This window comes from Marinobacter salexigens, from assembly GCF_018860765.1.
GTDB classification, from domain to species: Bacteria; Pseudomonadota; Gammaproteobacteria; order Pseudomonadales; family Oleiphilaceae; genus Marinobacter; species Marinobacter salexigens_A.
This window is the reverse complement of the sequence record NZ_JAHKPV010000021.1, coordinates 599545-623417: the sequence shown is the minus strand read 5'-3', so window position 1 is coordinate 623417 and position 23873 is coordinate 599545. Positions and strand designations below refer to the sequence as shown.

Below are 23873 nucleotides of genomic sequence, written 5' to 3'. Positions count from 1 at the left end.
AGCCTCAGGCGCTCACAGGCACGCGCTCAATCAAGCGCTGTATTACCGTGTCGGCCGTTATGCCTTCCGCCTCGGCTTCGAAGGTCAGCAGGATTCGGTGTCTGAGTACATCGAAGGCGACCGCACGCACATCGTCTGGCGTTACATAGTCCCGACCGCTGAGCCATGCAATGGCACGGGCACAGCGGTCAAGGGCAATTGTGCCTCGCGGACTGGCCCCAAACGCTGTCCAGCGCGCTAGTTCAGGGTTGATAGTACCGTCGAGAGTACCCGGGTCTCTGGTTGCCAGTACCAGCGCAAGCAGGTATTGCTCAACCGACTCCGCCATATAGATATCGGCGACTTGAGCACGAGCCTCAAAAACCTGATCGGCTGTCAGCCGAATGTCGGCCTCTGGCTGCCCTTGGCGATAGTCATTTCTGGCTAAGTGAAGAATAGCCTGCTCCGCTTGGGCCGAGGGGTAGCCGATCACCACGTGCATCAGAAACCGGTCAAGCTGGGCTTCCGGCAAAGGGTAGGTGCCCTCCTGCTCTATAGGATTCTGGGTGGCCATTACCATGAACAAGCGGTCAAGCGGAAAGGTGCGCATCCCAACACTGACTTGGCGTTCGCCCATGGCCTCAAGCAAGGCGGACTGTACCTTGGCCGGAGCTCGGTTGATTTCATCCGCCAGAACCAGATTGTGGAATATCGGCCCGCGCTGGAACTCGAAAAGCCCGGTTTCCGCCCGGTAAATTTCGCTGCCCGTAACGTCTGAGGGTAACAAATCCGGGGTGAACTGAATGCGATGGAAATCACCCGTTAGGTGATCTGCTAGAGCCTTTATGGCAGTGGTTTTAGCAAGACCCGGTGCTCCTTCTACCAGCAGATGCCCATCAGCCAGCAAAGCAATGAGAAGGCGATCAACCAGCTTTTCTTGCCCTATGATCCTTTTGGCTAACTGTACCCGTAGTTCACCGAACGTATGCTGTAACGACATAGGAAGTGATTGCTCTCGTGCGTAAGTAGTTGCCGCAGTTTTGGTGTCTAACCGGCAAAAATCAAGGGTTTGACTATGCTTATCTCACGATATCCCTATTACGTTTATTTCACACTAACTGAGGTCACCCATGAATGCGCTGACAATGGCTAGCAAAGATCAGTTTTTCGAGCGTTTGGCTGATGAATTTTCCTTAAAAATAGCCAAAACCGAAGCCGGAAAAATCAGCGAATTTGCAAAGCAGCATTACGCGCACATTCCGTTAGAAGAACTGGTGAGTCGGCGGTTTTCCGACACTTACGGTGCTGTATTGGCTGCTTGGCAATTTATGCAAAAACGCACCAGTGAAGAAACGCCTGTATCTGTGTTTAACCCGGAGTTGGAAAGTGATGGCTGGCAATCTACCCACACGGTAGTGTTTATTCTGCACCCGAACATCCCCTTCCTGATCGACTCACTGCGAATTGCGATCAATCAGCAGGAAATCGGTACCCACTCTATCCAGCACTCCATATTGCAAGTAGAGCGTGACAAACAAGGCAAGCTGAAAGAGTTGCTGCCTACAAAGAAAGACCAGTCTGCTTCCTCCTATGAAGCTTTCATTGTTTTGGAAATTGACAAACACAGCAATCCCGAAGACCTTCGCCGTATTGAGCAGACCCTGCAAACGGTGTTGCATGAAGTACGAATTGCTGTGGCTGATTTCCCGGTGGTTATCGATAAAGTAAACGAAATCATCAAAGAGCTGGATGCGAACACTGTGGGTGCCGACAGCGCGCAAAAGGAAGAGGCAAAAGCCTTCCTCAGCTGGCTAGTGCGCGATCATTTCACCTTTCTTGGCTATGACGAGTATGACTTTGTAAAAGACAAAGCGGGATTGTCCGCCTGTCGGGTTGAGAATTCTGAGCTGGGCATATTGCGGGTAAATAACGAACGTCCTGACCGGGTTCGCTTGGATGAGTTGCCCCAGCGCACGCGGAACGAGATGACCCATGCCGACGATGTTTTGATCTTTGCGAAGTCCGCCCAGCGCTCGAGAGTCCACCGGCCAGCGTACCCGGACTACATAGCAGTTAAAAAATTCAACAAAAAAGGCGAAGTGGTTGGTGAACGACGGTTTTTAGGCTTGTACACCGCCCGAGCCTACAACGAGCGCCCTGACGAGATTCCGCTGCTTAGGCGCAAGTTTGAAAATGTGATAACACGCTCCGGATTTTTGCGTGAAGATTATGCCGGTAAAGAGCTGGAACAAATTCTTACCCTCTACCCTCGGGATGAGCTGTTCCAAATAGAAGAGGGCGAGTTGCTGAAAGTCGCTAAAAATATCCTGTACATACAGGAGCGGCGCCGCATTGAGCTGTTCATGCGCGAAGATGTTTACGGACAGTTTGTTACTTGCCTCGCTTTCTTCCCGAGAGATATCTATAACACCGAGCTTCGTCTGAAGGTTGAAAAGGTGCTTATGGAAAGCCTTGAAGCCGAAGACATTGAATTTGTTACTCATTTCTCGGAATCTGCGCTGGCTCGGGTTCAGTTCACCATTCGTGTGCCACAATTTGAAAACCGCACGTTGCCAATTGCGGAAATCCGGCAAAAAGTCATCGAGTTGGCTCAGTCCTGGCGTGATGGCCTCTCAGGTGCGCTCACCGAAGCCTGTGGCGAAGAGCAGGGTAATGAGTTGTACCGGAACTGGGCTGGCGGGTTTCCGGCAAGCTATTCAGAAGCTTTCTCCCCGCGCCGCGCTGCTATCGATTTAGAGCACATCTCCGCAGCGGCCGTTAACAACGACTTGAAGATGAGTTTCTATCGGGCGTTAGAGGAAGATGAGAGCACGCTGCATTTCAAGTTGTTCTATCCAGACCAGCCTTTGCCGCTGTCTGACGTTATGCCTATCTTTGATAATCTGGGATTCCGGGTGTTGGGCGAGCATCCATTTGAAGTTATCGATCGCAACAATAAAACCGTGTGGATTCACGATTTCACGCTTTACGCCCATGATGGAACGGTAATTGATATTCACCGTATTCGGCCAATATTCGAGGAGCTGTTCCATCGGGTTTGGTACGGCGAAGCAGAAAATGATGCGTTTAACCGGATGCTCATAACCTCGTATATGAGCTGGCGGGAAATTGCGCTGCTGCGAACCTATGCACGCTATATGCGCCAGATTCGCTTTTCGAACAGCCAAACGTTTATCTCAAACACATTGGTAAACTACGTTGAGCTTACCCGAATCCTGCTGGAATACTTCGAAGTACGATTTAATCCCGACCGTTTTCAAAGTACGGGCAAGTGTGAGGCTGCACAACAAAAGCTAGAGATTGAGTTCAATGCCGGGTTGGAAGAGGTTTCAAACCTTAGTGAAGACCGTGTTTTGCGCCTTTATTTGGAATTGATGCAGGCTACCTTACGGACAAACTATTACCAAGTGGACGAGGCTGGCGGGCCAAAACCCTATATCAGCGTGAAGTTTGACCCTTCTAAGATTCCGGACATGCCGCTGCCGTTACCTGTTTACGAAATCTTCGTGTATTCACCACGAGTGGAGGGTGTTCACCTGCGCGGCGGTAAAGTTGCGCGAGGCGGCCTGCGTTGGTCAGATCGTTTCGAAGATTATCGAACAGAAGTATTAGGGCTGGTGAAAGCCCAGCAAGTTAAAAACGCGGTAATCGTGCCGGTGGGGGCGAAGGGTGGCTTTGTCGCCAAGCGGCTGCCGGATTCGTCTGACCGTGAAGCCTTTCAAGCGGAAGGCATTGCGGCCTATAAAACGTTTATCCGTGGTTTGCTTGATCTAACCGATAACTTGGTGGATGCGGGCATTCAGCCGCCTGACCGTGTTGTACGCCATGATGCGGATGATCATTACTTGGTGGTTGCGGCAGACAAAGGCACTGCTACTTTCTCTGATATAGCCAATGGTCTGGCTGCGGAATATGGCTTCTGGATGGGGGATGCTTTCGCCTCTGGTGGTAGTAACGGCTACGACCACAAGAAGATGGGTATCACCGCCTCCGGTGCCTGGGTGTCTGTTGAGCGGCACTTCCGTGAAGTGGGTATCAATCCGGCGGTTGATGAGTTTACCGCCATTGGTATCGGCGACATGGCTGGCGATGTTTTTGGCAACGGTCTATTGAGCTCGGAGAAAACCAAGCTGGTAGCTGCGTTTAACCACCTTCATATATTTGTAGATCCGTCGCCAGATGCAGCCAAGAGCTACAAAGAGCGCAAGCGACTGTTCGAACTGCCCCGCTCAGCCTGGACAGACTATGACGAGAAGCTGATTTCCAAAGGCGGCGGTGTATTCAGTCGTACCGCAAAGTCTATACCCGTCAGCTCGGAAATGAAGAAACTGCTTGGCATCAACTCAGACAGGGTGCCTCCGAATATGCTTATCTCCCATATCCTGAAGGCTAAGGTGGATTTGCTTTGGGTCGGTGGCATAGGCACCTATGTTAAGAGCAGTAGTGAGTCGCACAGTGATGTGGGCGATAAGGCCAACGATGGTGTGCGGATCAACGGTGGGGATTTGAGCTGCACCATAGTCGGTGAGGGTGGAAATCTGGGCATGACCCAGCTTGGTCGTATCGAATATGCGCTAAAAGGTGGGCGGCTAAATACCGACTTTATTGATAACTCAGGTGGTGTCGATTGTTCGGATCACGAAGTTAACATGAAGATTCTGCTCAACCGCAGCGTTGCCATGGGCGATCTAACGGCCAAGCAGCGCAACGTTATGCTGGAAGACATGACCAGCGATGTATCCGCTCTTGTGCTCAAGAACAACTATCGGCAAACACAGGCAATCAGTATTGCCAACGAGGACGCAGCGGAGCGCCTTGAAGAATATCGTCGATTGATGAACACCTTTGAAAGCGAAGGCAAACTAAACAGGGCGCTGGAATTCCTTCCGGACGATGAAGCGCTGAACGAGCGTAAACTGAACAAGCAGGGGCTCACCCGGCCAGAACTGGCCGTCATGATTGCCTACGTAAAAGGTGATTTGAAGCAAACGCTCATAGACAGCAGCTTGCCGGACATTCCAATACTTGCCCGCGAGATGTACAAGGTGTTCCCCCGCGAGTTAACCCAGAAGTTTTCGAAAGAGCTGGGAGAGCACCAGTTACGGCGGGAGATTATTGCGACACAGATTGCCAACGATATGGTCAACCACATGGGTATTACCTTTGTGGAACGCCTGAGCCAGTCTACCGGCGCCGACGCGGCCACCATAGCCTTGGCTTGGTTAATCGCCAGAGACGTATTTCGGATTGACTGCTGGTGGGACAAGATCGAAGATCTGGATTTCCACATTCCAGCGCAGTTACAGATAGAGTTGATGGGCGACCTTATGCGCCTGATGCGCAGATCTGTGCAATGGTTACTACGTAATCGCCGCGCGGAGCTGAGCATTGAAGGGCACATGGATCGCTTTGCCGACAGTGTGTGGGCCATAACGTCTGGCCTGCCAAATTATATAGAGGGCCAAGCACGGGCAGAGTGGGAAGAGCGCAACAAGGAACTGGAAAAAGCCGGATTACCTGCGGAATTGGCCTCCGTCTTGGCTGGTACAGGATACCTCTACTCCTCGCTGGGTATTACCGAGGCCCAGAAGGCCACAGGTATGCCACTGAAAACCGTTTCCAACCTCTATTATCAATTGGGCGACCTGCTTGATCTCAACTGGTTCGGCTCTACGATCGCAAGCCTCACGCCTGGTTCACATTGGCAGGCGCTGGCACGTGAGAGCTTCCGTGAAGATCTGGATTGGCAGCAAAGGGCATTGACCACCGGCGTGCTGAATATAGCGGAAAAGCCAGAGGACTTGCCGGAGTGTGTAGAAAGCTGGAAACAGCGGCATGAACACATGATCCACCGCTGGGAATCCATGCTTGCTGAGCTTAAAGGCGTAGGGGAGCCGGAGTATGCTATGTTCTCGGTGGCATTGCGTGAGTTGCTGGATCTAGCACAAAGCACGTTGCATCAGCCTCAAAGTGATAGTAACGAGTAGGCATTTGTCTTGATTCAGACAAACTGAGTATTGCGCTGAGGTCGTGATTCCCGTTCAATTGCGATCGGGAATCACTAAATGGAGTCTGTGAATGGGGCAACTTGACCACGTTCTTGAGAAAAACCGAGCTTGGGCTGAAGGCATTAAGGCCGACGACCCGCAGTTTTTTCAACGCCTGTCGAACCAGCAGGCGCCGGAATATCTTTGGATTGGCTGCGCCGATAGCCGAGTGCCCGCTAACCAGATTGTTGATATGCCTCCGGGCGAGCTTTTCGTGCACCGGAACGTAGCTAATGTTGTGGTACATACTGACTTCAACTGTCTTTCCGTTTTGCAGTTCGCCATAGAAGTGCTGAAGGTTAAGCATGTGCTTGTAGTCGGCCATTATGGCTGCGGAGGCATTAGAACGGCGTTGCGCAACGAGGGTTTTGGTCTTATTGGGAACTGGCTGAGGCATGTGCAGGATGTTCGAGATCGCCATCAGTCCGTTCTGAGCAACTGTGACAACGAACATGACCAAGCTGATCGATTGTGTGAGTTGAATGTGATTGAGCAGGTTGGGCATGTGTGTCAGAACAACATTGTCCAAGAAGCCTGGAAGCGTGGCCAGCGGCTGAATGTACACGGCTTTGTATACGACTTGGCCGACGGCATACTCCGAGACATGGGCTTATCTGCATCCAGCGCCGAAAGCTGGGAGCAAGTAAAACAGAACAGCATTGATGAGCTGATAGTGCGTCCTGTACGCTCTGGCCGTCAGAAAAAAGCTTAGACTTCACTGCAAAACGGCATCATCCAATCCATGAGTATATCTGGCTCCGGCCTACCTAATTCCCATCAGGTGCTGCTTAAAAACCAGCATCTATTATCGGGCTCGCTGGCTCTATTAGGTGTGACATCGGCACATCTGCTGTCCGAACTTCCTGACAGCGGCCTTGCCATGAGCGAACACGCAGGGGTTTTTCGTGCGTTGGAGCGTCATGAGAGCTGGCAAGCCTGCTTTGGTTATGATGCCCCCGCACTCACCGAAAACCGCTACGACAATCTGGTTGTTTTTTTACCTAAAGCCCGCGCGGAACTGGAAATGCGGCTTGCGTTGGCCCGTTCTCTGGCAAAACCAAATGCACGTTTGCTTCTGATCGGTGAAAAAAAAGAAGGTATCGCAGGGGCCATCAAGCAATTGAAAGCAATTGCGCCACAGGCATCAAAAGCGGATAGCGCACGCCATTGTCAGGTTTGGTGTGCAGACGCGATTGAGCCAGCCTCCGGGTTCCGGATTCAGGATTGGCTGGGCTGGAGTAAGGTTGAGTGTGCAGGGATATCCCTTGAGGTTGCCGGTTTACCCGGCATTTTTAGCCAGAACGATTTGGATAAGGGCACCCAGGTGTTGCTGGAGACCTTGGAAGAGTTCCCGGTTAAAGCTGACCGAATACTCGATTTCGCCTGTGGTGCGGGTGTGATTGGTGCATGGGTACAAGCGAGGCGGGCTGCCCAGGGACTGCCGGCTGTTGGTGTTGATGGTGTAGACGTTCAATCTCAGGCGGTTATTTGCGCACGAGAAACCTATCGCGGTAACAAGGCCGCAGGCTCCATTTTCGCTTCGGATGGTCTCTCGGGAATCAAGGGCTATTGGTCCGCTGTTATCAGCAACCCACCTTTTCACAGCGGTATAAAAACCGATACTTCAATGACCGAGCAGTTCTTGCTGGATGTGAAACGGCACTTGCTTCCGGGGGGAGAGTTACGGTTGGTGGCTAACAGTTTTCTACCATACGAGGCCTTGATCGAACGCCATATCGGGCGGGTTGAACGCCTGCACGAAGATGGGCGCTTCACTGTTTATCGAGCTTTTCGGGGCCAATAACGAAAAAAGCCCCTGGGGTAGAGGGGCAAAAGGTTGGCATCCGGAAAAAACGGAGCTAACCGCAAAAGGATTTAAAGAAAACCCTCTTCCGAGAGGTCGTCTTTATAGTGAACAGGACGAACAATAGGGTTATTTTCTAGAGTAATCAGCCTAAAATGGCATCTTTTTAACGCATGTTTCTCTGGATGCCTGATATGACAACCGCAGTGCTGGAATATCCCGGTGGTAGCCTGACCCTGACTCGACCCGGCACCAAGGATCCGAGTCTTCGCGCTTGGAGTGCTGCCGATGAATTGCTGCTACAGGAAGCCTTCGAGTATTTAACTAAAGCGCCCGGCTCGCGTGTTTTGGTGGTTGATGATCAGTATGGCGCGTTGACGCTGGGGTTGTCCGCTTTTGCTCCTGAGGTAATGGCTGACAGTGCCCAGCTTAGTGCTGCGCTCGCTCAAAATGCGGCCTTAAACCCCGATTATGCGATACCAGACCAGGTCTTTAGCTGGCTTTATCCTCCGGTTGGCACTTACGATCTGATCGTGCTGAAAATGCCCCGCGAAACCGACTATTTAGCATGGCTGCTGCGCTGGGCCAATGGCGCACTCAAACCCAATGGAACGCTAATGGCTGCGGGCATGATCAAACATTTGCCAGATCGCAGCGTGGATGTGTTTGCCGAAGCGGTGACCGTTCAGGCAGTAAGCAGGGCAGTAAAGAAAGCGCGTTTGATAACCTGTGGCCGCGGTGAGGCAAGGTTGGACGTATGGCCGGGGGTCTGGAAGGGCTATGAGTTGGGGGCCGAGGGTATGCGTGTTGAAGCTATGCCTGCGGTGTTCGCCCGGGAGAAGCTGGATATTGGTACGCGGCTGATGCTGCCTCATCTCAAGCCTGCGCTTGAATCTTGCCACCCCGGGGTGCGTGTATTGGATCTCGCCTGTGGTAACGGCGTTCTCGGCCTGCGAGCTTTGGCGCAGCGGCCTGATATCGAAATGACCTTCAGCGACGTGTCCAGCCAGGCTGTTTTAAGCGCCCGGCACAATACCGGCGTTGCCTTCCCGGAAGCCCGGCCAGCTTTTCTGCATTCGGATGGTATTGCCGACGGTGAGGGTCCGTTCGAGCGTATTCTGCTAAACCCACCGTTCCACGAAGGTGGCGTGGTGGGAGATCATATCGCTTTGCGTCTGTTTAAACAGGCAGCTCAGAATTTATCGAATACCGGCCGCCTGATCATGGTGGGGAATCGGCATTTGGGTTACCACAAAAGTCTGCAGCGCTTTTTCCCGCAGGTCCGCCAGTTGGATGCCAATCCGAAATTTGTTGTTTTTGAAGCTGGGCACTAGCAAATGCTAGCCCAGCTTATAGTGCTGTGGTGGGGCGGTCGTAACCCAAGCGCGCCAAGGTGTCCACAATGGTTTGTGTTTGGCTGTCGATTTCAATGTTGACCTTCATGCCTTCAGCTATTTTTCCAAAGGTTGTGGCGCGCAAGGTTTCAGGAATCAAGTGAACGTTGAACCGACTGCCCTCTACCTCGCCAATGGTTAAGCTGGCGCCGTTAATGGCAATATAGCCTTTCGGAAAGATATATCGAGCCCATTCACCTGGAACGTCAAACCAGATAGTTACATTGTTCTCGGGGCGCAATATCTCAACCACCTTTGCGGTGGTGTGAATGTGCCCCGAGAGAAGATGGCCGCCAATTTCATCGCCAATTCTTGCAGCCCTCTCAAAGTTAACAGCGTGTCCCGGCTCCAAATCACCCAGTGTTGTGAGGCGAAGTGTTTCCTGCATGGCATCAAAAAGCAGCGTATTGCCCGTTTGTTTGGTAACTGTCAGGCAGGTGCCATTGATCGCCACGGATGCACCAATACTAACGCCCTCGGCGCTGTCATCAGGCAAGCGAATCGCGAAGGTACATAGCCCGGTAGCTGCCGTAACCTCTTCTACAACAGCAATACCCTGAACAATACCTGTGAACATAAGCAGACCTCATTAGAGAGCGGAGTGCGGCATCGGAAGGGAAGGATAACGAGCGCGGTTGCCGTTGCCAAGCATGAACGCTGGGCGATGCAGGGAAAACCGGGCTCAAGATTTGGATAGTGCTGTCGATACCCTTGTTACACAGGGTCCCTGCGTATCAGAGGCTCTCTCCCGATTTGGATGAATTTTCATGGCTCAGAATCAGAGTGCCGCACAGGCATTAGCAGGAACGGCTCAAGGGGCGGTTTTAAGACCCGGGCGCGCGGCCGACCCTGTGCCTTTGGAAGCTATAAAAGCACCAAGCGACAATGATCCACAAGCTCCTTTAGCAGCACCTCCAGCGGCATCCTCGACAGATAGCGATGGCGGTACTGGTGAAAATGCACCGGATAGCAACGGAGGGCCAGAACAAGCATCAGACGAAAGCGCGGAGGAGTACGAGCACTCGGAGTCTTTACAAGCGGAATCCCGCCAGCGCAAGTTAAGGTTGATGTTGCGTCAGTGCGACCGGGTATTGTTGATGGACTTCGAGCTACTAGCCATGAATGACTGGCCGGATAACTTCAGTGTTGCGGCGGCTCGCAGGAGCCGGGATTTGTGGATTTTTAGCGCACTTGTAGCGGCTGTCGTTTTTCTCAGTGGTTTAACAGGCTTTGTGCCTGCCTGGATTGCTGGCGGTGGTTTTGGTGCCTTTGTGATTATTCTGCTATTAGGTGTGCCGGTGGTTCGCCGTGTTTATACTTCTGCGCCTTCCTATCTGGATTTGCTGCTCAAACGCCAGCGCTTAATGCGTGATGCCAGAAAACACGCAGAACATCTTGAGGGCAAAGAAGGGTTGATCTGGCAATGCGCCCGCATGGCCGATTTCAACCCTGCATTGAAAAGTACACGGTTCGGCAGCCTTTTGCGCTTGTCGGAGCAGAAATCCCTGCCTGGGGCGTTGTCCCGCCGGGAGCATATAAGGCTTTATCTGATTTATTTGCTTGAAGCGGAAAAAGCCTATAGCAAGGTGCAAGCAGCGTTCTTCGAAGGTAATCAGGAGGCTATTGACCAAGGTTGGCAAACGGTTGCGGCAGAGCCGGAGGAGAGAACTTGACATAAATGCGCTTCAAACGTATGTTTCAAACAGACGTTTGTTAGAGGCACTGAAAATAAAATGGCCCAGTCAGATACTGTTGACCGAATTCTTGACGCGGCAGAAGAACTGTTCGCTGAGCGTGGTTTTTCAGAGACTTCTCTGCGCATGATTACCAGCAAGGCTAAAGTAAACCTTGCTGCTGTGAATTACCACTTTGGCTCTAAAAATGCACTGATCCATGCCGTTTTTGGCCGCTTTCTCACGCCTTTCTCAGCCACCCTTGAAAGCGCATTTGATGAGCTTGAAGCTCGCTGCGATGGCAGCCCTCCTACGCTGAACCAAACCCTTTGGGCGCTCACGGAAAGTGCGGTGCGCATGCCACAGCGCAACGAAAAAGGTATTTCAATCTTCATGCGGTTGCTTGGCCTTGCGTACACCCAGTCGCAGGGGCATTTGCGCAAATTTTTGGAGCAGGAATACAGTGAGCCTTTCGGACGCTTTATGCGCCTATTGAAAGAAGCAACGCCCCAGCTTTCTGCCGTTGACCGTTACTGGCGCATTCAGTTTATGTTGGGAGCTACGGCTTTCACCATGTCCAGCAGTGATGCCTTGCAAGACATTCTGCGTAACAAGTTGGGCGTGGATACCACGGTTCAGGAAATCGCGGCACGTTTGGTGCCCTTCCTTGCGGCAGGGATGCAAGCTCAGGATACCTTGTTGGCTTCGCCCGCTGACATCCATATCCCGGTTGCCTGAGCGACACCCTCTCGGTTAGGCTTCCCTCTGAATCCGCGAGGGAGCCATAAGCTTTGTGAGCCATCACAACCGCACAGTTTGTTCGATTGATGTAAGTCTGGATGACCAGAGCCTTGCGCTGCTTGACGAAAAGGGTCGAGTCATTGAGCGCTATGCCATTTCCACGGGTCTCAATGGCGCCGGTGAGCGCGACGGCAGTGGCTGTACTCCCAGGGGCCGGCATTACATACGTGCGATGATTGGCGCCGGGCTGCCAGCTAATACGGTTTTCCGAGCTCGTCGTCCTACTGGCGAAGTATACTCTCCCGATCTGGCGACCAATCACCCTAACCGAGACTGGATCTTGAGCCGTATTCTATGGCTTTGTGGGCTGGAATCCGGCAAAAATCGTGGTTCTGGCGTCGATACCTTTCGCCGTTTTATCTATATACACGGTACTCCGGATACCGAACCCATGGGGCTTGCGCTTTCCCATGGTTGTATTCGTATGCGCAATTCGGATGTTATTGAAGTATTCGACTGTGTCTGCGCGGGTATGCCGGTTACTATTCGTTGAAATCAATTAATAAGATTGACTAGAGGATTCCGATGATCGGAGAAATGATGTCCACGCTTAATGGCTGGATCGAGAACTTCGGTGTGATGTCCGAGGCATGGCGCGTAAGTATCGTGGTATTCGCCTTGGTGCTCGGCACGGCGATGGTTGCCTACATTACCAGCCATCTCATCGGTGCGCTAGAGCGCAAGTTTGCGGAAACCACCAATCTCTGGGACGACGCTCTGCTGCATGCCACCCGGGCTCCAGCTGTTGCTTTTGTGTGGTTGCAAGGGATTTATTGGGCAGCTGAGGTGGCTCATCACTATTCGTCTGCAGATATTTTCAAAGCTAATGGAACATTGCTGAAAGTCGGCTTCATTTTTATCTTCGTTTGGACCTTGCTCAGAATGGTCAAAGAAGTGGAGGGCATTCTTGTTTCTCCGGTAAAAATGAAAAAGCCCATGGATTACACCACTGTAAATGCGATCAGTAAGCTTTTAAGGGCGGTTGTGATCATTACAGCCGTGCTGATCAGCTTGCAATCATTGGGCTATAGCCTCTCTGGTGTGCTTGCCTTTGGTGGTGTAGGTGGTATTGCCGTGGGCTTTGCCGCCAAGGACCTACTGGCGAACTTTTTCGGTGGTTTTATTATTCATCTGGACCGGCCGTTCAAGGTCGGCGATTGGATTCGTTCACCGGACCGCAACATTGAGGGCACAGTGGAGCAAATCGGATGGCGGCTTACAACGATTCGGACATTTGATAAGCGCCCTCTCTATGTGCCAAACGCGACCTTTACAACCATCGCGGTAGAAAACCCTTCGCGAATGACGAATCGGCGCATCTACGAGACCATTGGCATCCGGTACGCAGATGTTTCGCAAATGCAGTCTATTGTTGCAGACATACGCTCGATGCTCGAAGAGCATGACGACATCGATGGCGATCAAACCCTAATTGTTAACTTTTTGGCGTTTAATCATTCGTCACTGGATATCATGGTTTACGCTTTTACCAAAACCACTAAGTGGGTTAGGTATCATGAAGTGAAACAGGATGTGCTCCTAAAAATCAGCGACGTTATCGTGGGACATGGTGGTGAAGTGGCATTCCCGACACAAACCATACATTTTGGCGACGAGAACCGCGCTGAAGATGATGACGAGGAGCATGATGAGGCCCGAGGCTCCCAGAGTAGACCTCGTGCGTCCCAAAATAAGGGAAGTGTTAGTAAGCGAGACCGCAGTCGTCGCCATGACACTCAGCCAGGTGATGAAGGCGAGCAGTCGCTGGACGCAGGAGATGGCGATTAATGTCTGATCTAAGCGGTGCTATAGGCATTATTGGCGGCACGGGCCTGACAACCCTTTCCGGCTTGAAAATCGCGGGAACCCGAGCACTGGAGACTCTCTGGGGGGAGCCTTCCTCCGAGTTGGTCGAAGGCCACCTTGATGGGCAGTCGGTTGTGTTCCTTTCCAGACATGGCAATCCGCACAGGATTCCACCTCATGAAGTGAATTACCGGGCCAATATACAAGCGCTCTATGATGTAGGTGTGCGCACGGTCGTTGGCGTGAATGCGGTGGGCGGTATACATCCAGAGATGGGCCCAGCACGTGTGGTGGTGCCCGATCAGATTATTGATTATACCTGGGGGAGGGCAAGCACCTTCTTCGAAGGGGCTCTGGAGCGAGTGACCCACATAGACTTCACTTGGCCATACGATCAGGCCGCCCGGGATGTGTTGATGCAAGCAGCAACGGCCCATGATGTACCCTTTTCCGGGTTTGGCGTTTATGGCGCAACTCAAGGGCCAAGGCTTGAAACGGCAGCTGAAATACGGCGCATGGAGAGAGACGGGTGTGATCTGGTCGGTATGACGGGCATGCCCGAGGCGGCTCTGGCTGCGGAGTTGGGTATGCGGTATGTATGCTTGGGGCTGGTGGTGAACTGGGCAGCAGGTAAGTCAGACCACGTTATCACCATGGAAGAAATAGAAGCGGCCATCGATCAAGGTATGTCTGGTGTAAGACGTATTCTTGAGGTTTCGATGGCCGGGCTAGGAGCGCTTAGGGTTTTGCCGCAATCTTCTTGAAGAACACGAGAACGCCGATGGTGGGAGAGTCGAGGAAGTGAATTTCCTCGCTCCGCATCCGGCGGGTTTCACGGATCCAGGTGAGTAGCTCCAGTGGTATTTCAGGCTTTAAAGTTGGTGCTGCACCTGCGGTATCAGCCGTGCCTGCTGTACCTGATTCAGCTACCGGGGGCGTTAAGCTGGCGGGTTCGCCGCTGGCGACAACAGGGGAAAGCGCAATTTTTCCTTCCTGCCAGTGATTCAAGTGAACCGCAACATGCAGATAGCGCTGCCTATCGACGGTGATATGCCCTTCAACTTCCCTCTGGCCTGCTTGAGCTAGCCAATCCCCTATTTCAACACGCAGTGGTTGGCCTTTGTAATCCGGCGGGAAAGCTTGATACCAGCCTGCGGCCATAAGCACTCGGTAGTTGCCGCTGTTTTCTAGCCGGTTTGCTGCGTATCCAAGATGGAGCTGATTGCGACCTTCAAGTTTCAAGGAGGAGTTTGTGGTGCCATCGCGGGTAATTTGGTACAGGGTCTCGCTTGTATCTACGGGCGCTTCTACTTTGCGCGTAACCATGCGCTCGTTCACGGCGTCGGGGTCAGTAATACGCTCTAGAATCACGAACTCGGCGCGGTAAAAGTTGTCAGGCGTTTGCTGGGCATAGCTCACTAACGGGGTGGCCGCCAGAAGGGCTGTCAGTAGTGTGTGTGCCAGTAGCCGGGATAGGCGTTTACCATCAGTCTGCAAGAGAGTGCTCCAGTTTTTTCAAGCCCTTATATTTCAGGCGATAATCAGGCAGTGGCCGCGCTCTGCGCGGGTAAAAGTTCGCCCAGCATCGCGGAAATGCCGTCGAGTTTACCACTGGTTGAGGTGTCCTTCAGCCGAAAACGGAAGCTGTTGGCACCTTCCAGACGATAGGTGTCGGGTGCGGATTGCATTTTCTTAACCAGCACAAGCGGATCCACCGGCGTGGAATTGCCAAATTCAAGGCGACCCCACTCTTTGCCAGCGTCGACTTTTACTATGCCTAGAGCTTCTGCCTGCAGACGAAGCTCTGTTTGCCGGACTAGGTTTTTAGCTGGCTCTGGTAATAATCCGAAGCGATCAATCATTTCAACCTGAAGTTCTTTTAATCCTTCGCGGTCGCTGACGCTGGCAATGCGTTTGTACAACATTAGCCGGTTGTGAACATCGGGCAAATAGTCTTCCGGAATCAGCGCCGGTATGCGCAGATTCATCTCGGTACCATGGCTTAAGGGCAATTCGGCATTGGGCGTGCGGCCCTCTCGAATGGCTTTTACCGCTTCATCTAACAGTTGCATGTATAGCGTGAAGCCTATGCTCTCGATCTGTCCGCTTTGCTCATCGCCCAGCAACTCGCCAGCGCCGCGAATCTCAAGATCGTGGGTTGCCAGCATAAAGCCGGCGCCGAGGTCCTGAGCCTCTGAAATAGCTTCCAGCCGCTTTTTGGCATCCGCCGTTATAGCTTTTGGCGGAGGTGTCAGCAGGTAAGCGTACGCCTGATGGTGTGAGCGGCCTACTCGGCCGCGGAGTTGATGCAGCTGCGCTAGGCCAAATTTGTCCGCGCGCTCGATAATAATGGTGTTAGCACTGGGGATGTCTATACCGGTCTCGATGATGGTGGTGCATACCAACACATTGAAGCGCTTGTGGTAGAAATCCGACATGATATCTTCAAGCTGCCGCTCCCGCATTTGGCCATGGGCCACACCTACTCGGGCTTCCGGAACCAATTGGCGAAGATCCTCCGCCGTTTTCTCGATGCTGGCCACATCGTTATGCAAAACATACACCTGACCGCCTCGCAGAACCTCACGCAATATGGCTTCTTTCACCAGCGCATCGTCCCGCTGGCGCACAAAGGTTTTCACCGAAAGCCTTCTGGCTGGAGGCGTGGCAATGATGGATAAGTCCCGAAGGTGGCCCATGGCCATATTGAGGGTTCGCGGGATAGGCGTTGCCGTGAGGTTGAGCATATCCACCTCAGCCCGCAAGGCTTTGAGCTTTTCTTTCTGCCCCACACCGAACCGGTGTTCCTCATCAATAATAACCAAGCCAAGGTTCTTAAATTGAATATCGCCTTGCAGCAGTTTGTGGGTGCCAATCACAATGTCGGCTTTTCCGCTCTCAATGGCTTCAATGGCTTTGCTGGTTTGAGTTGAACTGCGGAAACGGCTCAGTAACTCGATATTTACTGGCGTGTCCGAGAAGCGATCTCGAAAGGATTCATAATGCTGCTGCGCCAGCAGAGTGGTTGGCACCAGCACGGCGACTTGTTTTCCCGACCAGGTCGCCATGAAGGCAGCGCGCATAGCCACTTCGGTTTTTCCAAAACCGACATCGCCGCATACCAGCCTATCCATTGGCTTTTCGTTGGTCATATCCTCAAAAACAGCTTCTATGGCTACTTGCTGATCCGGCGTCTCCTCAAAGGGAAATCCTGCTGCAAACGCGCGGTAAGCTTCTTTGGGGTCTTCAAAGGCAAACCCTTTACGCGCCTCGCGGCGGGCGTATACGTCCAGAAGCTCGGCGGCTGTATCGCGGATTTTTTCCAGTGCTTTTTGTTTGGCGGTGCTCCAGCGTTCGGTGCCTAGCTTGTGCAACGGGGCGTGCTCGGTATCAGAGCCTGCATAGCGTGAGATAAGGTGCAGGCTAGATACGGGCACATAAAGTTTTGAGCCGCCTGCGTATTCGAGCATCAAAAACTCACTGGCTTCCCCTTCAACGGTAATGGTTTCCAAACCCAAATAGCGGCCAACGCCGTGATCGATATGCACAACAGGAGAGCCAGTGCGCAACTCGGATAGATCGCGGTAGCCATCATCATTAATTTCTGTCGGTTTGTCCCGGCGGCGGCGTTGCAAAACCCGCTCGCCAAATAACGCTGTTTCGGTGATCAGGGCGACATTGTGCTCAGGCATCACAAGGCCTTGTTCCATCGGTGCGATGGTGATGCCCAGAGTAGTTGTTTTATCGGCTAGAAAGCCGTGCCAGCTTTCAAAGCCTTGCAACTTGAGTTGATGCTCTCCTAGATTTTCAACCAACGCTTCACGCCGACCGGACGACTCTGCACAAATAAGCACACGCCCGGAGAAGTCATTGATGAAGCTTTTCAACCGGCCAGCAGGATCGGCAGCCCGCGCGTTCATGGCTATATCCGGAAGGGCTTCACTGGGGCAATTTATGGTACCGCTACCCTCGGCTGTGTCGGGTGTTGTGGTCACCCGGGGGAAGCGCTTGAGGTGGCCAAACAACTCGTCCTGCTGGAGGAAAAGGCTTGCGGGCGGAAGGATTGGTCGATGCCGGTCGTGGCGGCGGTCTTCGAAGCGGTTGCGGGTTTCGGTGTCAAAGTGCGTGATGGCTTCGTTCAGCCCAGCCGCCGTGAACACATGGGTTGTGTCGGGTAAATAATCGAACAGCGTGGCGGTGTGATCAAAAAATAGAGGCAGGTAATACTCTATGCCCGGTGGAGTAATGCCGTTGCTAACGTCCTGATAGATGGGTGCATTTTTATCTGCGTTTGGAAACTGCTCAAACCAGCGTCCGCGAAAGGCTGAGCGAGCTTCCTTATGCCACGGGAATTCATAGGCGGGAAGAAGCTCTATCCGTTCAATTCGATCAATGGAACGCTGGGTTTCGGGGTCGAAGGTGCGAAGCGTTTCAACTTCGTTATCAAACAAGTCAATTCGATAGGGCAGGTTTGAGCCCATGGGGTATATATCGAGAATAGAGCCACGAACGGCGTATTCGCCATGCTCGTATACATTCTCGGCGTGTCGGTAACCTGCAGTAGAGAGTTGCAAACGCCAGCGATCCATATCAAGAGACTGACCGGTTTCCAGTAGCAAGGTATTGCCTTGTAAATAGTTCACCGGAGGCAGTCGGTGCATCAGGGTTCGGGCTGGCACTACAATAACGCCGTGCTGGATACTCGGCAGGCGGTGTAAGGTGCGGATGCGCCGTGAGGTAATGTCCTGATGTGGGGAAAACAGATCGTAGGGCAGGGTTTCCCAATCTGGCAGTGATAACAGCTCTAAACCGTTCTCTGTGACAGTTGCCCCACCTTCTTCCGGAGGCAGGCCGAGAAAGAAGCGCATGGATTGCTCCAGACGAATCGCTTCTGCTGTGCTGCGGGTAATCACTAGCGTAAGGCCTTTGTGTGCCCGTGCACTTTCGCAAATGGCCAGAGCGCCACTGCTGCCGTGCAATTGCCCCCAGGTGCGATGATCGGCCGGTTTTTGCGGGAACAGTGGCGCAATCAGTGTCTGCGGCGAAGTGGAAGTCGGGGCACCTTGATTCATGGGCAGTCGTGTTCTCCTGCTGTGGGGTTGGGGAACCGGTGAGGCGGCTATTCTAACGCCGGGTGATCTCGGTGTCATGGCGGCTATTCTACGATGTCCGTGCCAGTTCGTATTTGCCGTTAGCGGGTTTAAGTTGGATAATGCCCAACCTTAATTATTCCATGTGCGAAACAGGGGTCCCTACCGTGAGCCACGATCAGATGAACCAGTGCCTGTCCAACTGGATGGACAGAGAATCTACTGCGGAGGCTATGATTCCGCTAATCGGCCGTCTTTACCGTAAAAATAACATCGTTACCTCCGTTTACGGTCGCGCCATTATCAACCAGTCGGTTATCGATATCATTCGGGCGCACCGTTACGTGCGTCAGGTAGAAGGTGGTGAACTGTCTGTGCACGATACGTTGCCGCTGTTGCAAGCCATGGACCAGATGGAGCTTGGGCGCGCGCACGTCGATATTGGCAAGCTGGCGGTAAAATTCAAGCAGGAAGGCGGTGACCTAACTGAATTTCTAAAAAATGAAATCGGGCCGGTGGTTGGTCAGTATCCTGCACAGTCAGAAGAAGACGCCAATAACGACACCAAAGATGTGGTGCTTTATGGCTTTGGCCGCATTGGTCGTTTGCTGGCCCGCATTCTCATAGAAAAAGCCGGTGGTGGTAACAACCTCCGCTTGAGAGCCATTGTGGTTCGTCAGGGCGGCGCTGAAAACGATCTGGAAAAACGTGCCAGCCTCTTGCGTCGTGATTCCGTGCACGGCCCCTTTGACGGGACTATTCGCGTTGACGAGGAGCAGTCTGCGTTGATTGCCAATGGTAATTTTATCAAGGTGATCTATTCAAACGGTCCGGATCAGGTGGATTACACCCAGTATGGAATCAATAACGCTATTGTTATCGATAATACGGGTAAGTGGCGCGATGAAGAGGGGCTTGGATTGCACCTGAAGTCCAAAGGTGTTAGCCGTGTTATGCTGACGGCGCCGGGCAAAGGTGATATCAAGAATATTGTTTACGGTATCAATAACGACTGGATTACGGACGAAGACAAGATTCTGTCGGCAGCCTCCTGTACCACCAACGCCATTACCCCTGTGCTGAAAGCGATTTACGACGAGTATGGTATTGAAGACGGTCACGTTGAGACTGTGCACTCCTACACCAACGACCAAAACCTTATCGATAACTACCATAAAGGCAGTCGCCGTGGTCGGAGTGCGGCGCTGAACATGGTAATTACCGAGACAGGTGCGGCAAAAGCAGTATCGAAAGCTCTGCCGGAGTTGAAAGGTAAGCTCACCGGGAACGCTATTCGTGTTCCCACCCCCAACGTCTCTATGGCTATTTTAAACCTCAATTTGAAGAAAGAGGTGGATGTAGAAAGCGTTAATGATTATCTGCGCGAGATGGCTTTGCACTCGGAATTGCAAAAACAGATCGATTTTGTGAACTCTCCCGAGGTGGTTTCCACTGATTTTGTTGGCTCCCGTCATGCCGGTGTTGTTGACGCGCAGGCTACCATTGCGGCTGGTAAGCGTTTGATTCTATACGTTTGGTACGATAACGAGTTTGGTTATAGTGCTCAGGTAATTCGGGTGGTGAACCAGATGGCCGGTATTGATTACCCCATCTTCCCGAAGCGTTCGCGCGATTGAGGTTCGTGAACCAGAATTAGTATGGATCGTTCTACAAGCCCGGTGTCGAAAGTCACCGGGTTTTTTGTAAGCAAGGGCTGAGCTCGTCAGGATTACGTTCAGGTACAAACCAGTTCTCGTTTCAGGTGGAAATAGCTCACCTTAAACTCTATAATTGGCGCGATTTTGGGTATGTCTGGCTCCCTGTTTCTCAAGATGTTCTGGGCCGCCGGGGTCGGGCAATATCAATCCATAGAAAAGTTTCTGATGATTGGATGAGGCTAATGATTAAGATCAAAAAAGGCCTGGATCTTCCCATCAGCGGCGCTCCTGAACAGACCATTACAGACGGCAAGCCAGTTCGCCACGTGGCGTTGATTGGTTTTGACTATGTCGGCATGAAGCCGACGATGGCTGTTAAAGAAGGGGATCGTGTCAAGCGCGGTACGCTGCTGTTCACGGACAAGAAGACCGAAGGCGTTCGTTATACGTCACCCGCCGCTGGTGTGGTGAAAGAGCTCAATCGCGGTGAGCGACGGGTATTCCAGTCAGTGGTCATCGAGATTGATGGTGACGAAGCTGAAACCTTTGCCCGCTACAATGCTTCGGATCTTACGGGTCTTGAGCGTCAGCAGGTGGTCGACAATCTGGTTGAGTCTGGTTTGTGGACAGCGCTAAAAACGCGCCCATACAGCAAGGTGCCGGCAATCGACACCGCTCCGCACTCTATTTTCGTTTCCGTTATGGACACCAATCCGCTGGCTGCAGATCCCACCGTGGTGATCGCAGAAAATGCGGCAGCCTTTGAAAACGGCTTGACCATTCTAAGCAGGCTTACATCAGGCAAGGTGTTTGTTACTGGCCGGCCCGGCTCTAATGTGTCGGTACCCAAGGCGGATAATATCGACGTTCAGCAGTTTGACGGCATTCACCCTGCCGGAAATGTTGGCACCCATATTCATCACCTTGACCCGGTTTCCGCTGGCAAGAGCGTCTGGACCATAAACTATCAAGACGTTATCGACTTTGGGCTTCTGTTTACCACCGGTGAACTGAACGTTAGCCGAGTTGTTGCGCTTGGTGGGCCAAAAGCCCTGAAGCCGCGTTTGGTTCGTACCCGTTTGGGTGCCAGTCTCGCTGAGCTTCTTGATGGCGAAGTCGCTACAGACTGTGATATACGCGCCATTTCCGGTTCAGTGTTTGGTGGTCGCCGTGGCGAAGGCCCCTGTGCCTACCTCGGCCGGTTTGCTAATCAGGTTTCGGTTCTGGAAGAGGGCAATAAGCGCTACTTCATGGGTTGGCTGACGCCCGGTGTTAATAAGTTCTCTGTTTTGAATATCTATCTGTCCAAGCTTTTTGCTGGCAAGAAATTCGATTTCACCACGACAACCAATGGCAGTGAACGCGCCATGGTGCCTGTAGGCGCCTATGAGAAGGTGATGCCTTTGGATATCCTGCCAACCCAGTTGCTACGAGCGCTGATTGTGGGTGATACCGAAATGGCTCAAAAACTCGGCGCTTTGGAGTTGGATGAAGAAGATCTGGCGCTGTGCACCTTCGTGTGTCCGGGTAAATATGAATACGGTCCGATTCTCCGCGAGAACCTGACCCGAATCGAGATCGAGGGCTAATACGATGGCTATCAGACAGTTTCTCGATGGAATCGAGCATCATTTCGAAAAAGGTGGCAAGTACGAGCGCTGGTATGCGCTTTATGAAGCTGCCGATACCATTTTCTACACACCTAGTTCGGTAACATCCACAACCTCCCATGTGCGTGATGGCGTTGATCTTAAGCGCATCATGATCACAGTGTGGCTGTGCACTTTCCCGGCAATGTTTTTTGGTATGTGGAATATCGGCTTTCAGGCCAACAGCTTTCTTGCCTCCAATCCGGATGCCCTGATTGCTGATGGAGGTCTGCGCACAGCCTTTATTCAAGCTCTGGCGATAACAGGGGCCGGTGCGGGTGTATGGGATAATTTCGTTTACGGGATGGCTTATTTTATTCCCGTTTACGCGGTGACCTTTGTGGTTGGTGGTTTCTGGGAAGTTCTGTTCGCAACCGTGCGTCGTCACGAAGTGAACGAAGGCTTCTTTGTAACGTCTATTCTATTCGCGCTGATTTGCCCGCCCACCATTCCTTTGTGGCAGGTGGCTCTGGGTATTACCTTCGGCGTGGTTATTGGTAAAGAAGTCTTTGGCGGCACAGGTAAAAACTTCCTGAACCCGGCACTGACAGGTCGTGCATTCCTGTACTTTGCTTATCCGGCGCAGATCTCGGGCGATGCGGTTTGGACAGCCGTTGACGGCTTCAGTGGCGCAACTGCCCTGAGCATGGCCGCAAGCGGCGGGCTTGAAGCATTGGAACAGAGCATTGGTTGGATGAACGCATTTATGGGCTCGGTTCAGGGTTCCATGGGCGAAACCTCCACTCTGGCTGTGCTGATCGGCGGTCTGATCCTGATCGGTATGAGAATCGCCAGTTACCGAATTGTGGGTGGTGTGCTCATTGGCATGATCGGTACGGCCTTGCTGATGAATCTGGTTGGTTCTGACACCAACCCGATGTTTTCCGTTCCCGCGCACTGGCATTTGGTGATGGGCGGCTTCGCTTTTGGCATGATGTTCATGGCTACGGACCCGGTTTCAGCGGCAATGACCAACACGGGTCGCTGGTGCTTTGGCATTTTGGTAGGTGTGATGACCATCCTGATTCGGGTTGTTAACCCGGCGTTCCCGGAAGGCATTATGCTGGCGATTTTGTTTGCTAACCTTTTTGCTCCGCTCATGGATCACTATGTGGTTCAGGCAAACGTTAAACGGAGGCTCGCTCGTGGCTAAGGCTAAAGAAACCGTCTCCAGAACGCTGCTTGTTGCTCTGGTACTGAGTATCGTGTTTTCCGTAGTTGTATCAACCGCTGCGGTAGTGCTGCGCCCGGCCCAGATCAAGAACCAGAATCTGGACATCAAAACCAATATTCTGGCGGCAGCGGGCATGCTGCCGAACGGAGCGGGTGCCGAGGAAATCGAAAGCATTTTTGCGCAGTTTGATGTGCGCTTGGTGAACTTAGATACCGGCGACTATGTAGAGCCGTCTTTCGTGGAAGTAAGCGATCCCATGAAATACGATATGTACAAAGCTGCCTCAGATCCGAAGATGTCCACCAATATCCCATCGTCTGAGGATAAGGCCGGTATCAAACGCCGCCCCAATATCGCCAAGGTTTATACCCTGAGCGAGAACGGAGAAATGAAGCGCGTAGTACTGCCTATTCATGGATACGGACTGTGGTCCACCCTTTACGGCTTCATGTCGCTTGAAGGAGATCTGAATACGATTGAAGGTCTTGGCTTCTATGCCCACGCTGAAACACCCGGGCTGGGCGGCGAAGTGGATAACCCGCGCTGGAAGTCCCAGTGGGTTGGCAAAGAACTTTACGGTGAGGATAAAACCGAACCGCAGATTCGCCTGATTAAAGGTGGTGTTGACGCTAACGCAGCCGATAAAGAGCACAAGGTTGATGCGCTTTCCGGTGCAACACTGACCAGTCGAGGCGTTCAGCAGTTGGTCAACTATTGGATGGGTGACCGGGGTTACGCACCGTTCCTCAAGAAACTTCGTGAAGGGGAGGCCTGATC

At 52.5% G+C, this 23873-nt stretch carries 17 protein-coding genes; 13 read left to right on the top strand and 4 right to left on the bottom strand.

Features of this window, described 5'->3' with window-relative positions; all coding sequences use genetic code 11:
* Positions 1–4: 4 nt before the first annotated feature.
* Positions 5–979 (bottom strand): AAA family ATPase, encoded by a 975-nt coding sequence (locus tag KO508_RS16405; RefSeq protein ID WP_216009360.1) that lies wholly within the window; start codon positions 977–979, stop codon positions 5–7.
* Between the two features lie 130 nt (positions 980–1109).
* On the opposite strand from KO508_RS16405, the gene KO508_RS16400 reads away from it, so the two are divergent.
* From KO508_RS16400 to KO508_RS16385, 4 genes are all read left to right on the top strand, one after another.
* On the top strand, positions 1110–5987 hold the full coding sequence (locus KO508_RS16400; protein WP_216009359.1) for an NAD-glutamate dehydrogenase: 4878 nt from the start codon (positions 1110–1112) through the stop codon (positions 5985–5987).
* 91 nt (positions 5988–6078) lie between these two features.
* A complete protein-coding gene (gene can, locus KO508_RS16395; RefSeq protein ID WP_216009358.1) occupies positions 6079–6759 on the top strand; it encodes a carbonate dehydratase in 681 nt (226 codons plus the stop codon).
* Positions 6760–6789: 30 nt separating this feature from the next.
* Positions 6790–7851: a class I SAM-dependent methyltransferase gene (locus KO508_RS16390; protein ID WP_216009357.1), complete on the top strand. Its 1062-nt coding sequence runs from the start codon at positions 6790–6792 to the stop codon at positions 7849–7851.
* Between the two features lie 194 nt (positions 7852–8045).
* Positions 8046–9185: a class I SAM-dependent methyltransferase gene (locus tag KO508_RS16385; protein WP_216009356.1), complete on the top strand. Its 1140-nt coding sequence runs from the start codon at positions 8046–8048 to the stop codon at positions 9183–9185.
* A gap of 16 nt (positions 9186–9201) precedes the next feature.
* Here KO508_RS16385 and KO508_RS16380 read toward each other — a convergent pair whose 3' ends face one another.
* The gene (locus KO508_RS16380) at positions 9202–9822 is read right to left on the bottom strand and encodes a riboflavin synthase subunit alpha (protein WP_216009355.1); all 621 of its coding nucleotides are present in this window, start codon (positions 9820–9822) and stop codon (positions 9202–9204) included.
* Between the two features lie 190 nt (positions 9823–10012).
* Here KO508_RS16380 and KO508_RS16375 point away from each other — a divergent pair, with 190 nt between their 5' ends.
* The 5 genes from KO508_RS16375 to KO508_RS16355 are packed head-to-tail and all read left to right on the top strand — an operon-like array spanning position 10013 to position 14289.
* Positions 10013–10918: a hypothetical protein gene (locus tag KO508_RS16375; protein ID WP_216009354.1), complete on the top strand. Its 906-nt coding sequence runs from the start codon at positions 10013–10015 to the stop codon at positions 10916–10918.
* A 60-nt stretch (positions 10919–10978) separates the two neighbouring features.
* Positions 10979–11656 carry a TetR/AcrR family transcriptional regulator gene (locus KO508_RS16370; RefSeq protein WP_216009353.1) on the top strand — a complete coding sequence of 226 codons (678 nt, stop codon included), beginning with the start codon at positions 10979–10981 and terminating at the stop codon, positions 11654–11656.
* A 55-nt stretch (positions 11657–11711) separates the two neighbouring features.
* On the top strand, positions 11712–12212 hold the full coding sequence (locus KO508_RS16365) for a L,D-transpeptidase family protein (RefSeq protein WP_216009352.1): 501 nt from the start codon (positions 11712–11714) through the stop codon (positions 12210–12212).
* Positions 12213–12244: 32 nt separating this feature from the next.
* A complete protein-coding gene (locus tag KO508_RS16360) occupies positions 12245–13507 on the top strand; it encodes a mechanosensitive ion channel family protein (RefSeq protein WP_252738166.1) in 1263 nt (420 codons plus the stop codon).
* Entirely contained in the window at positions 13507–14289 is a 783-nt protein-coding gene (locus KO508_RS16355; RefSeq protein WP_216009351.1) for an S-methyl-5'-thioinosine phosphorylase, read from the top strand. Before KO508_RS16360 ends, KO508_RS16355 begins: the two co-directional genes overlap by 1 nt.
* On the opposite strand, the gene KO508_RS16350 is transcribed toward KO508_RS16355, so the two are convergent.
* Both KO508_RS16350 and mfd read right to left on the bottom strand, forming a co-directional pair.
* Entirely contained in the window at positions 14264–15022 is a 759-nt protein-coding gene (locus tag KO508_RS16350; RefSeq protein ID WP_216009350.1) for a CsiV family protein, read from the bottom strand. The genes KO508_RS16355 and KO508_RS16350 overlap by 26 nt on opposite strands.
* Positions 15023–15066: 44 nt before the next feature.
* Positions 15067–18597 carry a transcription-repair coupling factor gene (gene mfd / locus KO508_RS16345; protein ID WP_216009349.1) on the bottom strand — a complete coding sequence of 1177 codons (3531 nt, stop codon included), beginning with the start codon at positions 18595–18597 and terminating at the stop codon, positions 15067–15069.
* Between the two features lie 161 nt (positions 18598–18758).
* Here mfd and KO508_RS16340 point away from each other — a divergent pair, with 161 nt between their 5' ends.
* The 4 genes from KO508_RS16340 to KO508_RS16325 all read left to right on the top strand — a co-directional run bounded on the left by KO508_RS16340 (position 18759) and on the right by KO508_RS16325 (position 23871).
* Positions 18759–20252: a glyceraldehyde-3-phosphate dehydrogenase gene (locus tag KO508_RS16340; RefSeq protein ID WP_252738231.1), complete on the top strand. Its 1494-nt coding sequence runs from the start codon at positions 18759–18761 to the stop codon at positions 20250–20252.
* Positions 20253–20515: 263 nt separating this feature from the next.
* Positions 20516–21862 carry a Na(+)-translocating NADH-quinone reductase subunit A gene (locus KO508_RS16335; protein ID WP_216009347.1) on the top strand — a complete coding sequence of 449 codons (1347 nt, stop codon included), beginning with the start codon at positions 20516–20518 and terminating at the stop codon, positions 21860–21862.
* A 4-nt stretch (positions 21863–21866) separates the two neighbouring features.
* Positions 21867–23075 carry an NADH:ubiquinone reductase (Na(+)-transporting) subunit B gene (locus tag KO508_RS16330; RefSeq protein ID WP_200361520.1) on the top strand — a complete coding sequence of 403 codons (1209 nt, stop codon included), beginning with the start codon at positions 21867–21869 and terminating at the stop codon, positions 23073–23075.
* A complete protein-coding gene (locus tag KO508_RS16325) occupies positions 23068–23871 on the top strand; it encodes a Na(+)-translocating NADH-quinone reductase subunit C (RefSeq protein WP_216009346.1) in 804 nt (267 codons plus the stop codon). Before KO508_RS16330 ends, KO508_RS16325 begins: the two co-directional genes overlap by 8 nt.
* Positions 23872–23873: the final 2 nt, after the last annotated feature.

Excerpts from the sequence above, each read along its gene's own strand:
- KO508_RS16405 (WP_216009360.1), bottom strand. The coding sequence starts at position 979 with ATGTCGTTACAGCATACGTTCGGTGAACTACGGGTACAGTTAGCCAAA.
- KO508_RS16400 (WP_216009359.1), top strand. The coding sequence starts at position 1,110 with ATGAATGCGCTGACAATGGCTAGCAAAGATCAGTTTTTCGAGCGTTTG.
- can (WP_216009358.1), top strand. The coding sequence starts at position 6,079 with ATGGGGCAACTTGACCACGTTCTTGAGAAAAACCGAGCTTGGGCTGAA.
- KO508_RS16390 (WP_216009357.1), top strand. The coding sequence starts at position 6,790 with ATGAGTATATCTGGCTCCGGCCTACCTAATTCCCATCAGGTGCTGCTT.
- KO508_RS16385 (WP_216009356.1), top strand. The coding sequence starts at position 8,046 with ATGACAACCGCAGTGCTGGAATATCCCGGTGGTAGCCTGACCCTGACT.
- KO508_RS16380 (WP_216009355.1), bottom strand. The coding sequence starts at position 9,822 with ATGTTCACAGGTATTGTTCAGGGTATTGCTGTTGTAGAAGAGGTTACG.
- KO508_RS16375 (WP_216009354.1), top strand. The coding sequence starts at position 10,013 with ATGGCTCAGAATCAGAGTGCCGCACAGGCATTAGCAGGAACGGCTCAA.
- KO508_RS16370 (WP_216009353.1), top strand. The coding sequence starts at position 10,979 with ATGGCCCAGTCAGATACTGTTGACCGAATTCTTGACGCGGCAGAAGAA.
- KO508_RS16360 (WP_252738166.1), top strand. The coding sequence starts at position 12,245 with ATGATCGGAGAAATGATGTCCACGCTTAATGGCTGGATCGAGAACTTC.
- KO508_RS16355 (WP_216009351.1), top strand. The coding sequence starts at position 13,507 with ATGTCTGATCTAAGCGGTGCTATAGGCATTATTGGCGGCACGGGCCTG.
- mfd (WP_216009349.1), bottom strand. The coding sequence starts at position 18,597 with ATGAATCAAGGTGCCCCGACTTCCACTTCGCCGCAGACACTGATTGCG.
- KO508_RS16340 (WP_252738231.1), top strand. The coding sequence starts at position 18,759 with ATGTGCGAAACAGGGGTCCCTACCGTGAGCCACGATCAGATGAACCAG.
- KO508_RS16335 (WP_216009347.1), top strand. The coding sequence starts at position 20,516 with ATGATTAAGATCAAAAAAGGCCTGGATCTTCCCATCAGCGGCGCTCCT.
- KO508_RS16330 (WP_200361520.1), top strand. The coding sequence starts at position 21,867 with ATGGCTATCAGACAGTTTCTCGATGGAATCGAGCATCATTTCGAAAAA.